Source organism: Oerskovia sp. Root22, assembly GCF_001429135.1.
Taxonomy (GTDB): domain Bacteria; phylum Actinomycetota; class Actinomycetes; order Actinomycetales; family Cellulomonadaceae; genus Oerskovia; species Oerskovia enterophila.
Genome location: NZ_LMIL01000010.1, coordinates 152828 through 167151 on the forward strand (window position 1 = coordinate 152828; position 14324 = coordinate 167151).

The window sequence follows — 14324 nt, forward strand, 5'->3', positions numbered from 1 at the left end:
CCGCGTTGGCCGAGGACGGCCGTCGTGCGGCGGCCGATCAGGACGACGACAGACCACAGCGGCTCGTGCCCCTACCCGGGGCACGAGCCGCTGTTCGTCGCGCCCCTGCGGGCGATGGAGCCTCAGGCCCGCGAGACCGTGAGGTTCCCCGAGATCGAGCTGGCCGAGACGTAGGCACCGCTCGTGCCGTCGGAGTGGTCGACCGCCGTGGTGCGCGACTGCGTGCTGGGCAGCGGGGCGCCGTCGAGCACGACCTTGCCCGTGACGGCACGCGCCTTGAGGTTGACCCCCGCCCCCGGTCCGAGGCGGAGCGTCACGTCTCCCGAGACGGTCTTGGCGGTCACGAGCGGCGTGGTCTCGCGGGCCTCGACGACCACGTCTCCCGTGACCGTGCTGGCCGTGACCCGGCCGAGCCGTCCGCCGACCTCGACGCGGCCCGAGGCGGTGCCGACCCGGACGTCCCCCTCGTGCGCGGTCACGGCGACCCGTCCGGCCGCGGACTTCACCGCGAGCACGCCGGCCGTGTCGTCGACCGTCACGGCACCGTCCGCCGTGGTGACCGAGACGTCCGCGCGGGTGCCCGTCACGGAGACCGCGGCGCGTGCCGTGGAGACCTTCACGGGCAGGTGCGCCGGGAGCACGACGCGCAGGGTCGCGGTGTCCTTGTCCTTGAGACCGCGGACGCGGTCCACGACGCCCTCGACCCCGGCGAAGTCGTAGGCGATGCGGAGCTCGCCCGCGTGCGACGTGACGTGCAGGGGCCGCGGGCCCACCTCGGTGACGTCGACGCTCGCGCCGGACTCGCGTGTCGGGTCGCTCACGACCTCGACAGCGCCGTTCGTGAGGCCCACGACGAGCGAGGCCACCTCGCCGACCTCGATCTGCTGCGGTGCTGCGATGACCCAGGACTCGGTGCCCATGTCGTTCTCCTTCTGCGTCTGCGTGTCGTGCCGGTCGTCGTGCTGCTGGACGTTCTGGTGGTGCTGGTCCTCGGTTCCCTGGTCGCCCGGACGCGGATCAGGGGGCGGCGGCGGCGTGTCGTGGCCCGTCATCGGAGCGTCCCCCGGACGGCCCGGCGTGCCGAGTCGAGCACGGTGCGCAGCGTCTCGAGGGTCAGGTCCGTCACGGCGCTGCTCGCGTCGGCCTGCCGCAGGTCGGCGCGCACGTCGTCGCGGAACCGCTGGACGAGCGCCTCGGCCTCGACGCGTCGCGCGTAGGACTCGCCGCGCCGGGGGTCCGGGGGCGCCGCGGGGCGCGGTCGCACCCGGGCTTCCTGGGCCGCGGCCGCGAGCTCGGCGCGCAGGCCCTGCATCGAGCCCTCGATGTCGGTGCGCAGCGCCTGCGCCCGTGTCCGGACGGTCTGCGCGATCCCGTCCTCGAGCGCCGCGACGTCGGCCTGGCGGGCCATGACCTCGGCCCGGCCCGCGGGCGTGAGCTCGTAGGTGGACTTGCGGGCCTCGTCGCTGCGACGCACGAGCCCCTCCTCCTCGAGCCGTGCGAGGCGCGGGTAGATGGTGCCCGCGCTCGGCCGGTAGGTGCCGCCGAAGCGGTCGGAGAGCTCGGTCATGAGCTCGTACCCGTGCTTGGGGCCCGACTCGAGCAGCGCGAGGAGGTAGAGGCGCAGCTCGCCGTGGGCGAAGACGGAGGCCATCAGCGGTCCGCCGGTCCGTCCGCGGGCCCGCCTGCCGTCCACGGCGCCTGCACGCCTGCGGTGCCCCACGGCGCTCCGTAGCCTGGGTACGCGTCGGTCGGGGCGTCGTCGGGGACCCCGTGCCCGGTCGGCGCCCCCCATGTCACGGGCTGCTCGGGATCGCCGCGCAGGACCGTCACGTTGCCCGAGACCGAGTTGACCTGGAGCCGCTTGCCGGGGGCCGCGGCCGGACCACCCTGGCGGTAGGCGCCCCCGGGCGTGCCCCGGTGCTCGACGCCGTCGACCACGAGCCGGCCGCTCACGCAGCGCAGCGCGTAGTCGAGCGCGTCGGGCTCGGGGACGCGGACCAGGACGTCGGCCGAGACGGCGTTGACGTTCATGGAGTCGGGCGTGCTGCTCGAGTCGAGCGTGACGTTCCCGGACACGGTGTTGAGCTTGACGTCGCTGAGCGCGCCCGAGGCCGTGAGGTCACCCGAGACCGAGTCCATGACGAGCGTGCCGACGTGGTCACGCACCGTGACCTCGCCCGAGACGGTGTCGACCCGCACCGCGCCCGTGGTCTGGGTCGTCATCACGGACCCGCCCACGGTCGCGACCGAGACCTTGGCGTGCGTCCCGGCGACGAGGCCGTCGCCGCGCACGGTCGCGAGCTTGACCGCGACGTGGGCCGGCACGCCCACGTAGACGTCTGCACGGTCCTTGCCGCGGTAGTTGCGGAACGAGTCGAGGAAGCCCTGCCAGCCACCCGTGGGCGAGTACCCGACCCGGAGGCGGTCGCCCTCGAGACGCACCTCGAGCGGCCGGCCCTCGATCGAGTGGATCTCGACGCGGACGCCGGGCTCGTCGTGCACCACGACGTCGATGCGCCCGTTGAGCAGGTTCGCGTCGAGGCGGCTCACGGGCCCGACGTCGATGGTCTGGGGACCCGTCACGGTCCAGCTCTCGGTCGCCATGTCTCTCCTCGCGCTCCTGCGGTGTCCCGCTCGGTAGTCGATGACGCGATGTATCGCGTCTTTCTCCACACGATATATCGCGTCTTGGACCAGGACAAGCCCTGGATGTGGGAACATTGAGCAGACAGAATCCGGCGTGAGGAGCAACCATGAGCAAGCGCGGACGCAAGCGTCGCAGCCGTAAGGGCAGCGCAGCGAACCACGGCAAGCGCCCCAACGCCTGATCACGAGCCCGCCAGGGCCGCGATCACGCGCCTGAGGGCGAGTGCGACGAAAGGGCCTGTCCTCACTCCGGTGAGGACAGGCCCTTTCGTCGTTCTCGGTGCTTCTCGCCGCCACGCGGCGAACCGTCGGTAGCGGCCGGTCCGCCGTCGGGCGGTACATGCCCCGCCCGACGGCGTCACGCCCGCAGGCGCGCCGACGTCAGAAGGTCTCGATCACCGCGGTGGTCCGCAGGACCGTGAACTGCGCCTGGATGCGCAGCCGCAGCTCCGCAGGCGCCTGCTCGTGGCACGAGCGGCGCACGAGCTGCTTGACCAGCTCCTCCGCGCTCAGCTCCGCCAGGCACGGCGAGCAGTGCGCGACGTGCGCGCGCATGCGGACCTCGTCGTCGGAGGTCATCTCCGAGTCGAGGTACTCGTACAGGTGCTTGAGCGCGTGCTCGCACTCCGTCTCGCCCTCGGTCGAGTGAGGGATCGGCACGATGACGGGTTCCTCCGCCTCCGTGCTCACGTTCTGCTTGCTCACGACTCACCTCCGGGGGTCTTGGCCCCCACCAGTCCTCGGTCCTTTGCGTAGTCGCTCAGCAGATCACGCAGCTGGTGCCGACCACGGTGGAGCCGCGACATCACGGTCCCGATCGGCGTGCCCATGATCTCGGCGATCTCCTTGTACGGGAACCCTTCGACGTCCGCGTAGTACACGGCCATGCGACGGTCCTCCGGCAGCTCCTGGAGCGCCTTCTTCACGTCGGAGTCCGGGAGCCTGTCGAGCGCCTCGGCCTCGGCCGAGCGCAACCCCTGCGACGTGTGGGACGCCGCACGGTGGATCTGCCAGTCCTCGACGTCCTCTGCCGCGGACTGCAGCGGCTCGCGCTGCTTCTTGCGGTAGTTGTTGATGAACGTGTTCGTGAGGATCCGGTAGAGCCAGGCCTTGAGGTTCGTGTCAGGACGGTACTGGTGGAACGCCGCGAACGCCTTGGTGAAGGTCTCCTGGACCAGGTCCTCCGCGTCGGTCGGGTTGCGCGTCAGGCGCAGCGCGGCCGAGTAGAGCTGGTCGAGGTACACCAGGGCGTCCTGCTCGAAGCGCGCCGAACGCGCCGCGTCACTCTCCGTGGCCGGAGCCCGGTTGGTGTCCTCGGCGTCGTCGGCTCCCGCGAGGTCGCCTGCGCTGCTGCTGATCTGATCCGTCATCGACAACGAGCCTAGTCCCCCAGATGGTCGGGCGTCCGCCGAGAGCGCTGAAGGGGCGATCGCGCCGAACGGCACGACCTCCAGGCTCGGTGCAGCGGTGGCGCTCTTGTCGGCTTCCGCTTCCAGTACACATGTCACGCTCAGCACAACCGTCGGGCCTCTGCCGGCATTCCCACGGCGCCTCGGCGGGCCGCTCGTCGCGAACCTCCACCAGGCCTCTCGGCCCGGGCTCCTCCGGCCGGACGGACCCGCTCCCCCGCACACCACGCCGGGCACAGGCAAGGCTGCGCTCGGTGAGGACAGGCAACCATCGGGTGTGCTCCGTGCCGATCCTCGCTAGCGTGAGGCGCATGACGACCACGACTTCCGACTCCAGGTTCCGCACGCTCCTGCGCGAGCAGGTCGGCCACGAGCTCGACGCCCACCAGCAGTACATCGCCATCGCCGTGTGGTTCGACTCCCACGACCTGCCCCAGCTCGCGGCGCACTTCTACCGCCAGTCGGTCGAGGAGCGCAACCACGCCATGATGATCGTCCAGTACCACCTGGACCGTGACCTCGACATCACGATCCCCGGCACCGGCGCGGTCCGCAACGACTTCGACTCGGTGCTCGAGCCGCTCCAGCTCGCGCTCGACCAGGAGAAGCAGGTCACCGACCAGATCGAGGCCATCTTCCGCGCGGCCCGCGAGGAGGGCGACGCGCTCGGCGAGCAGTTCCTCCTGTGGTTCCTCAAGGAGCAGGTCGAGGAGGTGGCCTCGGCCACCACGCTCCTGACGGTCGCCCGACGCGCGGGCGAGAACCTGTTCGACCTCGAGAACTACGTCGCGCGCGAGACCATCGGGGATGCGGGCGAGTCCGCCGACGCTCCCGAGGCAGCGGGCGGCGCGATCTGACCTGACGCACCGAGGGCGGAGCCGAGCCGTTCCCGGCTCCGCCCTCGCCGTGCGCGGCCTGGAGCTTCGTGCCCGACGCCGGCGCTCGCCCCGGGCGCTGACCGGCACACCTGGCCCTCGATCACCCCGCTCCCCCGGCGCGCGTCGCCGTGAGGTGGCACGCCCGGTGGCATGCTGAGCAGCGATGGGACAGGCTGGACGCACCGACGACGTCCCGGCGTCCCGGACCCGGCCGCTGCCCGCGGCCCCCGCTCGACGAAGGAGATCCACCGATGCTGCTGCGTCACGTCGCGAGGCCCATGCTGGCCTCCTGGTTCATCTACGACGGCGTGCAGGCCGCCCTCAAGCCCGCCGAGCACGTGCGCGCCGCCCGCCGTGGCGTGAGCCTGGTCGGGCAGCAGCTCGGTGTCGAGGACCCGCTCAGCGAGAAGCAGGTCGCGGCCCTGGTCCGTGTGCACGGCGCCACGACCGCTGTCGCCGGGCTCTTCCTCGCGTTCGGCAAGGCCCCCCGCACGGCCGCGCTCACGCTCGCGGCGCTCAGCGTGCCGCTCGCGGTCGTCAACCAGCCCTTCACCCCGAGCGACGTGCCCCGCGACGTGCGCACCCGGAAGTTCGTCGCGAACGTCGGAGCGATCGGCGCAGCGCTCATCGCCGGCGCCGACTACGAGGGCCGGCCCGGCGTCCGCTGGCGCGTGGACCGCGCGCGCAAGGACCTCGCGCTGGCCAAGAACGCCAAGCACCAGGTCGACACCGCCAAGCACACGATCAGCTCCACGGCCGAGAAGGCCGCGCACACCGTGACGGACGGCGCCGCGCAGGCCTCGCGGAAGGCACGTCGCGCCGCGAGCTCGGCGACCCGGTCCGCCGTCGACACCGTCAAGGGCGCCGTCTCCTCCTGACGACGCCTGTGCGGTCGCTCGCAGCCGGACCCCTGGGCGACCCGCGCGGGACCTGGACCGCTGCACCACGGCGAGCGGCGCCGTCGGGCCGGTGAGAGCGCGCAGCAGGTGACGGTGCGCTGGCGATGCGCCGCGCCGTCGGGACCCCGCCGCGCACGGGACGGAAGCCCGCTCCTCGCACCCCGTGCAATAACCTGGGGCATGTGACCAGCGACCTTCCTGCCGCCCGCTCCGACGAGACCGCCCTCGACCCGGCCGCCTGGCCCGCGCCCAGCCGGACCGGCGCGACCGCCGGCTCCCCGCTCGACGCGACCGTCGCGGTCCCCGGCTCCAAGTCGCTCACCAACCGCCTCCTGGTCCTCGCGGCCCTCGCCGACGGGCCGGGCGTGCTGCGCGGCGCGCTGCGCAGCCGCGACACCGACCTCATGGCCGGCGCGCTGCGCGACCTGGGTGTGGGCATCACCGAGGGCGACGTCCCCAGCGAGCTGCACGTCACGCCCGGTGCACTGCGCGGCCCGGCACAGATCGACTGCGGGCTCGCGGGCACGGTCATGCGCTTCGTGCCTGCGGTCGCCGCCCTGGCCGACGGCACCGTGCGGTTCGACGGCGACGAGGGCGCCCGCGTGCGCCCCATGGGACCCGTCCTCGACGCGCTGCGCGACCTGGGCGTGCCCGTCGAGGGCCAGGACACCCTGCCCTTCACCATCACGGGCCACGGCGCGGTGCGCGGCGGGACCGTCGACGTCGACGCGTCGGGGTCGAGCCAGTTCGTCTCGGGGCTCCTCCTGGCCGCGGCCCGGTTCGACCAGGGCATCACGCTGCGCCACGTCGGCCCCACGCTCCCGAGCGTGCCCCACATCGACATGACCGTGGAGGTCCTGCGCGAGGCCGGCGTGCAGGTCGACGACTCGCGCCCCCTGACCTGGACCGTGTCGCCCGGGCCCATCGCCGCGCGCGACGTCTACGTCGAGCCCGACCTCTCGAACGCGGGACCGTTCCTCGCCGCGGCCCTCGTGGTCGGCGGCACGGTGCGCGTGCCGGGCTGGCCCTCGGTCACTACCCAGCCGGGCGCCATGATGGCCGAGCTCCTCACCGCGATGGGCGGCCGGGCCGAGCTGGCGGGCGGCGTCATGTCCGTGACCGGGACCGGCGAGATCCGCGGGATCGACATCGACCTGCACGAGGCTGGCGAGCTCGCCCCGACCATCGCGGCGCTCGCCGCGCTGGCCGACTCCCCCAGCCGGCTGCGCGGCATCGCGCACCTGCGTGGGCACGAGACCGACCGTCTGGCAGCGCTCGCGACCGAGATCACGCGCCTCGGCGGGCAGGCCGAGCAGACGCACGACGGCCTCGTCATCACCCCGCGCCCGCTGCACGGCGCCACGTTCCGGACGTACCACGACCACCGCATGGCGACCTCGGGGGCACTGATCGGGCTGCGCGTGCCGGGCGTGCTCGTGGAGGACGTCGAGACGACCGCCAAGACCCTGCCCGGTTTCACGGCCATGTGGGACCGCATGCTGACGGCCGAGGGATCGGCGAGCTGATGGCTCGGCGCGTCCGCGACGAGTCCGACTTCCACGACCGGGCGAGCAACAGGAACTCGCGCCCGCGGACCAAGCAGCGCCCTCAGCACGAGGACGCCGAGACCGGGCTCGTCACGGGCGTCGACCGCGGGCGCTACACGCTCCTGCTCGACGAGAACACCCCCGAGGAACGCACTATCCTCGCGATGAAGGCCCGCGAGCTGACCCGCAACCGCGTGGTGTGCGGGGACCGCGTGGACATCGTCGGGGACACCACGGGCGAGGACGGCACGCTCGCGCGGATCGTGCGCATCCAGGAGCGCACCTCGACCCTGCGCCGCACGGCCGACGACACCGACCCGTACGAGCGCATCATCGTGGCGAACGCGGACCAGCTCGTGATCGTCACGGCCCTGGCCCAGCCCGAGCCCCGCACGCGCATGATCGACCGCTGCGTCGTGGCCGCGTACGACGCCGGTATGGACGTCCTGCTGTGCCTCACCAAGGCGGATCTCGCGGACGCGACGCCCCTGCGCGAGCTCTACGAGCCCATCGGGGTCAAGGTCGTCGTGACGCGCCGGGTGCACGACGACGCGACTGCCGACGCCTCCGACGGGGCAGGGCAGGGCGGGCACAGCGGGCACGGCGACGAGCCCGGGCACAACAGCTCGGATACGACCGAGGACGCGTGGCGCATCGAACCGCTCGAGGCCGTGCGGGCCGAGCTCGAGGGCCGCACGTCGGTGCTCGTGGGCCACTCGGGGGTCGGCAAGTCGACGCTCGTCAACGCGCTCGTCCCGGACGCGTACCGCGCCACGGGCGTCGTCAACGACGTGACGGGACGCGGTCGGCACACCTCGACGTCGGCGGTCGCGCTGCGCCTGCCCGACGCCGACGGCAACCCTGCCGGCTGGGTCATCGACACGCCCGGCGTGCGCTCGTTCGGGCTCGCGCACGTCGACGTCGAGAACCTCCTCAAGGCCTTCGACGACCTCGACGTGGTCGCCGAGGACTGCCCCCGCGGCTGCACGCACCTCGACGGCGCGCCCGACTGCGCGCTCGACGACTGGCTCGAGGCCTCGCCCGAGGACGAGAAGGCGGCGCGCACGGCGCGTGTCGAGTCGTTCCGCCGCCTGCTGGCCGCGCGCACCGGTACGGTGTGAGCCATGCCGACCTACGACGACGACCTGCGCCTGGCTCACGTGATCGCCGACCAGGTCGACTCCCACACCATGTCCCGCTTCAAGGCCCTCGACCTGACCGTGGAGTCCAAGCCGGACAACACCCCGGTCAGCGACGCGGACCGCACGGCTGAGGAGATCATCCGCAGCCACCTCTCGCGGGCTCGGGGTCGCGACGCGATCGTCGGCGAGGAGTTCGGCGAGTCCGGGCACGGTGCGCGGCGCTGGATCGTCGACCCCATCGACGGGACCAAGAACTTCGTGCGCGGCGTCCCCGTGTGGGCCACGCTCATCGCGCTGGCCGACGGCGACGAGGTCGTCGTGGGGCTCGTGTCCGCTCCCGCGCTGGGCCGCCGCTGGTGGGCCGCCAAGGGCACGGGCGCATGGACGGGGCGTTCGCTCGCGGCCGCGAGCCGCCTGAACGTGTCCAAGGTCAGCAGGCTCGAGGACGCGTCGCTGTCCTACTCGTCGCTGTCCGGCTGGGAGGAGCGCGGCAGGCTCGACGCGTTCCTCGACCTGACGCGCGAGACCTGGCGCACGCGCGCCTACGGCGACTTCTGGTCCTACATGCTCGTCGCGGAGGGTGCCGTGGACGCGGCGGCCGAGCCCGAGCTCGAGCTCTACGACATGGCCGCCCTGGTCCCCATCGTGACCGAGGCGGGCGGGACCTTCACGTCGCTTGACGGCGCGCCCGGACCGTGGGGCGGCAACGCCGTGGCGACCAACGGGCTGCTGCACGACGAGATCCTGGGCCGGCTGTCCTGACGGGTCCGTCGTGAGCCGCTGACGGGTGCCGGTGCACCTTGCTGTACCGGCGAGAACGAGGTTGTGGTCGTTATCCGTGGGATAGCGACCACAACCTCGTTCTGGGCACGACTACTTCGCGCGCGGCACGCTCTTGAGCTCCGACCAGTCGTACCAGAGCAGGTCGCGCTCGCTCACGCGGTCGAGGGCCGCGTCGAGGTCCTCGTCACGGTCCTCGTCGGCCGCCGCGAAGACGTCGGCGATGTCGGTCGCGGCCTCGGGCTCGTCGACGTGGACGCACACGATCCGCACCTCCGGGATGGTCGCGGTCACCTCGACCGCGCTGGGCGCGACGTCCTCGGCGGTCTCGCCGCCGCGGGGCTCGGTCAGCGAGACCATCTCGTCGGGCACGTCGACGGTCACGACGAGGCGCTGACGCGGGGCGCCGACCCGGCCGGCGATGAGGGCGAGGGAGTCGTCGGCGGCCTCGAGGGCCGCGGCGAACTCCAGGCCCTCCTCGTCCTCGTCGGGCAGCTCGCGGGAGAGGGCGGACGTGACGGCGTGAGCGGCTCGCGGAGCGAGGGACCACACGGCCTCGTCGCCGGTCACGGTGACGGCGTCGAGCTCGTCGACGGTGGCGGGAACGTAGATGCGCATGGGATCAGTGTGCCGGTTCCGGGACGCGTTCGCGTGGTCCGCCCGGCGCGGGAGCCACCGGCACTGCTCCGAGCTCGGTCCGTACCCGCTGCGCCAGGGCCGCGATCGCACGCCGCACCGGCGCCTCGGGGGCGGACTCGGCGAGTGTCCGCCCCGCGAGGAGCACCGCGTCGAGCGAGGACCGGTCGTCGGGCAGCACATGCAGGTCGGCGACTCCCCCGTACCTGCCGAGGGCGTCCCGGACGGCCGCCTCGGGGCGTGGCCCGGCGGCCGAGGCGCGGACCCTGTTCGCGACGACGATCTTCAGCGCACCGGCCGCCGCACCCGACTCGGCGAGATCGGTGAGCCCCCGCACGAGCCGCTGGATCCCGACGGCGTCCGACCCGCCCACGACGAGCACGGCATCCGCCGCGGCGAGCGCGCTGAGCGTCGCGCCGTTGCGCTGGGGAGCCCGGGTGTCGTAGGTGAGGAGCTCGTCCTGCTCGATCCCGAACCCGCAGTCGATCACGGTCCAGTCCGCGAGCGCCCGACCGTGCTCCCAGACGACGTCGAGCGACGAGCCCGGGAGCTCGGGCCAGCGCGCGGCGCGGGCGATCCCGGTGAGCACGCGCAGGTGCGGGACGACCTCGGGGGCGAGGCGGGCAAGACCGGCCAGATCGAGCGTGCCGTTCCCCGCACTGCGGGCCGCGGCGGCGATCCCGGACGACTCGTCGAGCAGCCCGAGGTGCTGGGCCACGGATCCGGCGTAGGTGTCCGCGTCGACCAGGAGCACGTCGTCGGGACCGGATCCCGTGCCCGACGGCGGCCCCTCCTTCCGACGTCCTCGTCGCCGGGTCCCGCGTTCGGGTCCCAGTCCCGCCAGCTCTGCCGCGAGGTGCACCGCGACCGTGGTGCGCCCGGGGGCGCCCGTGGGACCCCAGACGGCGAGCACCCGTCCGCGTCGAGACTCGACCGGCACCGGTGGTTCGTCGGCCGGCCGACCGGGGCCTCGCCCTGGCGGGGGCGCTCCTGGCGCGTCGGCACGTCCTGCGCCCCCGCGCCCCCGCGCCTCGTCGCGCACCGTCTCGACGAGCACCGAGGCGGGGGTTTCCTCGTCGAGGACCACGTCGATCCCGATCGCCCGCAACCGGTCGGCGAGCCAGCTCTGCCCGTCGGTGAGGGCCACGACCCGCACCCCGTGCTCGTGCAGATGGGCCACGGCCTCCCGGTCGATGCCTGGCAGGTCGGCCGAGATCACCGCTGCGGTCCCCGCGCCCGCGCCCGCTGCGGCCAGGAGCTCGGTGAGGTCCGCGCAACGGCGCGCGACCAAGACCCCCGAACCTGGGCGGGTCAGGGCGGTCACGACGATCGTCTCGGTGTCGCCGCGCACGGCGCACAGGACGGAGGCCAGGGGCCCGGTCGGTCCGAGGGTCATGACGCTCCCCCGGCGACGGGCACGACGGCGATCTCGCCCTCGGCCGCGAGAGCCCCCAGGACCTCGGGCAACGAGTCGGTCGGGACGAGCACGTGGAGCGTCGTCGCGCCGCCGGTGACGAGGGTGCTCGACGCCTCCGCGACCTGTGCGACGACGACCTGGCCCACGAGCTCGTGCGGCGGCTCCGGCGCCGGGACGACGTCGTTGCCGGCGCCGCCCGCTCCCGTGGTGGTGTCCGGGTCCGGGACGAACCAGATGTCCACGAGGGCGCCGTCCGTGACCCGGTCCGACAACCCTCCGGTGACCGAGATCGCCACGGGACGGACTGCGAGCTCGGCCGCGTCACCGACGGCGCTGCGCGGGACGAGCTCTCCGTCCCCGACGACGCGCAGCGCCACGAGATCCTGGGGCACGGCCTCGCCCGCGACGAAGTAGTCGTCCTCCTGCGCCCCGAGGCGGACCTCGACGGTCCGGAGAGCTCTCACGTCGAGCGTCTCGCCGGGCGTGAGCGGCCCTGCCGCGGCGTAGACCGCGACCGTCCGTCCTGCGGTGGACACGGCCCACGACCCGAGCGCCACGGACCCGGCCACGAGGACGATCCCGAGCACGAGTCGCGGGTCGCGCCAGGTCGGCCTGCGCACGCGTGCCACCGTCGGGGTGGGCAGGCGGTCGATCGTGCTCGTCATGAGGATCCGTTTCGTCGGGTCGGTCCCAGGGTGGGCGGGGTCGGGCAAGGTCGGACGGTGCGGGTCGGCGCGTGCCACGACCCGGACCTCGAGCGGAGCCTGACGGCGTGCTCGTGCACATCATGGCCGCTGGGGCGTCGAGGTGGGAGGTGACCTCGGGGTGGCTGTGGACAACTCCATCCATCTGGTGCCTCGTGGAAGAATGTCGCCATGGCACCGCGTTTCCTCACCCTCGCCGACGTGACGGAGGAGCTCAACATCTCCGCAGCACAGGCGTACGCCCTCGTCCGCAGCGGCGACCTGCCGGCGATCCAGGTCGGCGGGCGCGGGCAGTGGCGAGTCGAGGCCACCGAGCTCGAGGGATACATCCAGCGCCTGTACCAGCAGACGCGCACGCGCATCGACGCCGGCGACTTCGAGGGCTGAGACGGTCGACCTCGTCGAGATCGTCCCTCGACGAAGCCTGTCGTCCCGCGGCGCGTCTCCTCCGACCCGCGTCGCCGCCGGTCCCCTCTCCCCCTGCTCCCCTGCATCCCCCTGCGCCGTCCCCTAGGTCTCGCTCACGCACACCAGCGCGGAGAACGGCACGAGCCGACCCGTGCGCGCCGCTCTGCCCGGCTGCTCGTGGCTCAGCTCCTCGACGTCCAGGTGGTCCCTGCCGACCCGTGCGACCCGGCCGTCCACCTGCCCCGACCGGGTCCGGACGCGGACCGGCGCGCGGTCGCGCATGAGTGCACGCAGCGCAGCGCCGAGCGACCTGCCCGCCTCAGTGCGAGACGTCGGCGCCACGGCGTGACGGGTCAGGCCGTGGATCGACGCGATCGCCGTCAGCGGCACGACGTGCTGGCGTGACCTCTCGGCCAGGAGGACCCATTCGGGGGCCACGTCGCGCACCTCTGCTGCGAGGCGGTGACCGTCGACCAGGTGAAGGTCGAGCAGGGCGCCCACGGCCGCACGCAGCCGGTCCGTCAGCAGGATCGTCCCCTGCTCCGCGCGGGTGAGCTCGGCGATGGTCTGCACCCCGTCAGCGGCCTCGGCAGCGTCGAGCTGCGCCGCGAGATCGGCGAACAAGAGGTCCCAGCGCACGCGCACACGCTAGCGCCTCCCCGGGGGGTTTCGTCCAGACCTGTCCGCGGTGCGAACTTCCTCTGGACAGGGCAAGCGGGATCGAGTTTGATGTAACGAGATCAAACGCGATCAAACGCGATGATCGTCGTGCTTGCACGGAAGTCACCGTCTTCAGGGGGAAGCAATGGCGCAACAGGTTCAGCACGGGCGGGACGACGAGCACGATCGACGTGCACCACGGCTCGCAGCGCTCGTCGTCGTCTCGATGGCGACCGGGCTCGCTGCAGCCCTGCTCGCCGCACGGGGAGGCCGCATCGCCCAGTCGTTGCCGACGCCACGCGTCGAGGTGCACCTCGAGATCCTCGTGCTCGCCGTCGGCGCGGTGCTCGCCGCGTGGGTCGCCCTGACCTCGGCCCTGGCCCTCGTCTGCGTGGTCGCCCAGGCCCTCGGGCGACGATGGGACACAGGTGAGCGTCTCGTGCTGCGCCATGCACCTGCGGCCGTCCGCCGACTGGCCAGCATCGGCGTCTCGCTCTCGGTCGGAGCCGGGCTGGCCCTGGGGGGCGGCGCCGCGCAGGCAGCCGAGCTGCCGCCCGTACCGGAGGGCAGCACGAACGGATCCCTCGTCGTCGACCTGGGCTGGCAGCCCACCCCGCAGACCGACAGCTCGGTCGACGATGCGGGACACATGCCCGCCGTGGGCCCAGCCGCCGGCCCCTCCGCGAGCGATCCCCTGGCCGTGCCGGCACCTTCGTCCGGTCCCGCCCCCACCGGGGCCGCCCCCCGGTCCCCCTCACCGACGTCCGGACCGTCCGCCGAGCCGACTCCCCACGCCGCAGCGCAGCCGCCTGCATCGACCGCCCCGGTCCCGACGGTCAGGGAACCACCGCCGGCCGACTCGCCCGAGGAGCCGGAACACAGCACGCCACGTCCCGCGCACGTCCCTCTCGGCACGCTGCTCGGTTCACCAGCGCGGGCCGCGACCCCTTCGCCGGCCACGGCGTCGGATCCCGCCGCGCCCGCACCTTCGGTCGTGGAGATCGTGGTGCTCCGCGGCGACACCCTGTGGTCGCTCGCAGAGCGGCGCCTGGGCAGCGAGGCCTCGGACGCCCAGGTGGCCGCCGAGTGTCGGCGGTGGTTCGGCGCCAACCGGGACGTCATCGGTGACGATCCCGACCTCATCAAGCCTGGCCAGATCCTCAGCGCACCCCCGTCCCCCTGATCTCGCCCCGGGGCG

Annotated in this window: 17 protein-coding genes; 8 read left to right on the forward strand and 9 right to left on the reverse strand. The window is 73.3% G+C overall.

Features of this window, described 5'->3' with window-relative positions; all coding sequences use genetic code 11:
* Window positions 1-122 precede the first annotated feature (122 nt).
* Genes ASE15_RS14405 through ASE15_RS14415 form a run of 3 tightly spaced genes read right to left on the reverse strand, consistent with a single transcriptional unit; the run spans window position 123 to window position 2604 of the window.
* Window positions 123-1052: a DUF4097 family beta strand repeat-containing protein gene (locus ASE15_RS14405; RefSeq protein ID WP_056646123.1), complete on the reverse strand. Its 930-nt coding sequence runs from the start codon at window positions 1050-1052 to the stop codon at window positions 123-125.
* Window positions 1049-1651: a PadR family transcriptional regulator gene (locus ASE15_RS14410; protein WP_056646799.1), complete on the reverse strand. Its 603-nt coding sequence runs from the start codon at window positions 1649-1651 to the stop codon at window positions 1049-1051. The genes ASE15_RS14405 and ASE15_RS14410 overlap by 4 nt, the downstream gene beginning before the upstream one ends.
* Entirely contained in the window at window positions 1651-2604 is a 954-nt protein-coding gene (locus tag ASE15_RS14415) for a DUF4097 family beta strand repeat-containing protein (protein ID WP_068625390.1), read from the reverse strand. The genes ASE15_RS14410 and ASE15_RS14415 overlap by 1 nt, the downstream gene beginning before the upstream one ends.
* Window positions 2605-2753: 149 nt before the next feature.
* Between ASE15_RS14415 and ASE15_RS21885 the strand changes: the two genes are divergently transcribed.
* Window positions 2754-2828 carry a 50S ribosomal protein bL37 gene (locus ASE15_RS21885; RefSeq protein WP_156968370.1) on the forward strand — a complete coding sequence of 25 codons (75 nt, stop codon included), beginning with the start codon at window positions 2754-2756 and terminating at the stop codon, window positions 2826-2828.
* 199 nt (window positions 2829-3027) lie between these two features.
* Here the strand turns inward: ASE15_RS21885 and rsrA are convergent, their stop codons facing one another.
* Window positions 3028-3351 carry a mycothiol system anti-sigma-R factor gene (rsrA, locus tag ASE15_RS14420; protein ID WP_082608480.1) on the reverse strand — a complete coding sequence of 108 codons (324 nt, stop codon included), beginning with the start codon at window positions 3349-3351 and terminating at the stop codon, window positions 3028-3030.
* Window positions 3348-4154 carry a sigma-70 family RNA polymerase sigma factor gene (locus tag ASE15_RS14425; RefSeq protein ID WP_056646784.1) on the reverse strand — a complete coding sequence of 269 codons (807 nt, stop codon included), beginning with the start codon at window positions 4152-4154 and terminating at the stop codon, window positions 3348-3350. Before ASE15_RS14425 ends, rsrA begins: the two co-directional genes overlap by 4 nt.
* A gap of 212 nt (window positions 4155-4366) precedes the next feature.
* Here ASE15_RS14425 and ASE15_RS14430 point away from each other — a divergent pair, with 212 nt between their 5' ends.
* The 5 genes from ASE15_RS14430 to hisN all read left to right on the forward strand — a co-directional run bounded on the left by ASE15_RS14430 (window position 4367) and on the right by hisN (window position 9283).
* Complete coding sequence (locus tag ASE15_RS14430) at window positions 4367-4912, forward strand: ferritin (RefSeq protein ID WP_056763986.1); 546 nt, start codon at window positions 4367-4369, stop codon at window positions 4910-4912.
* 272 nt (window positions 4913-5184) lie between these two features.
* Window positions 5185-5811: a DoxX family membrane protein gene (locus tag ASE15_RS14435; protein WP_056763989.1), complete on the forward strand. Its 627-nt coding sequence runs from the start codon at window positions 5185-5187 to the stop codon at window positions 5809-5811.
* 203 nt (window positions 5812-6014) lie between these two features.
* A complete protein-coding gene (gene aroA / locus ASE15_RS14440) occupies window positions 6015-7358 on the forward strand; it encodes a 3-phosphoshikimate 1-carboxyvinyltransferase (protein ID WP_056763992.1) in 1344 nt (447 codons plus the stop codon).
* Window positions 7358-8500 carry a ribosome small subunit-dependent GTPase A gene (locus ASE15_RS14445; RefSeq protein WP_056764215.1) on the forward strand — a complete coding sequence of 381 codons (1143 nt, stop codon included), beginning with the start codon at window positions 7358-7360 and terminating at the stop codon, window positions 8498-8500. The genes aroA and ASE15_RS14445 overlap by 1 nt, the downstream gene beginning before the upstream one ends.
* A 3-nt stretch (window positions 8501-8503) precedes the next feature.
* Window positions 8504-9283, forward strand: a complete 780-nt coding sequence (hisN, locus tag ASE15_RS14450) for a histidinol-phosphatase (protein ID WP_056646111.1) — start codon at window positions 8504-8506, stop codon at window positions 9281-9283.
* Window positions 9284-9394: 111 nt separating this feature from the next.
* On the opposite strand, the gene ASE15_RS14455 is transcribed toward hisN, so the two are convergent.
* Genes ASE15_RS14455 through ASE15_RS14465 form a run of 3 tightly spaced genes read right to left on the reverse strand, consistent with a single transcriptional unit; the run spans window position 9395 to window position 12019 of the window.
* Complete coding sequence (locus ASE15_RS14455; protein WP_056646107.1) at window positions 9395-9919, reverse strand: hypothetical protein; 525 nt, start codon at window positions 9917-9919, stop codon at window positions 9395-9397.
* Window positions 9920-9923: 4 nt separating this feature from the next.
* Window positions 9924-11333 carry a hypothetical protein gene (locus ASE15_RS14460; protein ID WP_056763994.1) on the reverse strand — a complete coding sequence of 470 codons (1410 nt, stop codon included), beginning with the start codon at window positions 11331-11333 and terminating at the stop codon, window positions 9924-9926.
* Window positions 11330-12019 carry a hypothetical protein gene (locus ASE15_RS14465; protein WP_056646778.1) on the reverse strand — a complete coding sequence of 230 codons (690 nt, stop codon included), beginning with the start codon at window positions 12017-12019 and terminating at the stop codon, window positions 11330-11332. Before ASE15_RS14465 ends, ASE15_RS14460 begins: the two co-directional genes overlap by 4 nt.
* Before the next feature lie 210 nt (window positions 12020-12229).
* Here ASE15_RS14465 and ASE15_RS14470 point away from each other — a divergent pair, with 210 nt between their 5' ends.
* Window positions 12230-12445, forward strand: a complete 216-nt coding sequence (locus ASE15_RS14470; RefSeq protein ID WP_056646101.1) for a helix-turn-helix domain-containing protein — start codon at window positions 12230-12232, stop codon at window positions 12443-12445.
* 123 nt (window positions 12446-12568) lie between these two features.
* Here ASE15_RS14470 and ASE15_RS14475 read toward each other — a convergent pair whose 3' ends face one another.
* Complete coding sequence (locus tag ASE15_RS14475) at window positions 12569-13105, reverse strand: hypothetical protein (protein WP_235534438.1); 537 nt, start codon at window positions 13103-13105, stop codon at window positions 12569-12571.
* Between the two features lie 166 nt (window positions 13106-13271).
* Between ASE15_RS14475 and ASE15_RS14480 the strand changes: the two genes are divergently transcribed.
* Window positions 13272-14309 (forward strand): LysM peptidoglycan-binding domain-containing protein, encoded by a 1038-nt coding sequence (locus ASE15_RS14480; protein ID WP_056763998.1) that lies wholly within the window; start codon window positions 13272-13274, stop codon window positions 14307-14309.
* The last annotated feature ends 15 nt before the right edge of the window (window positions 14310-14324 follow it).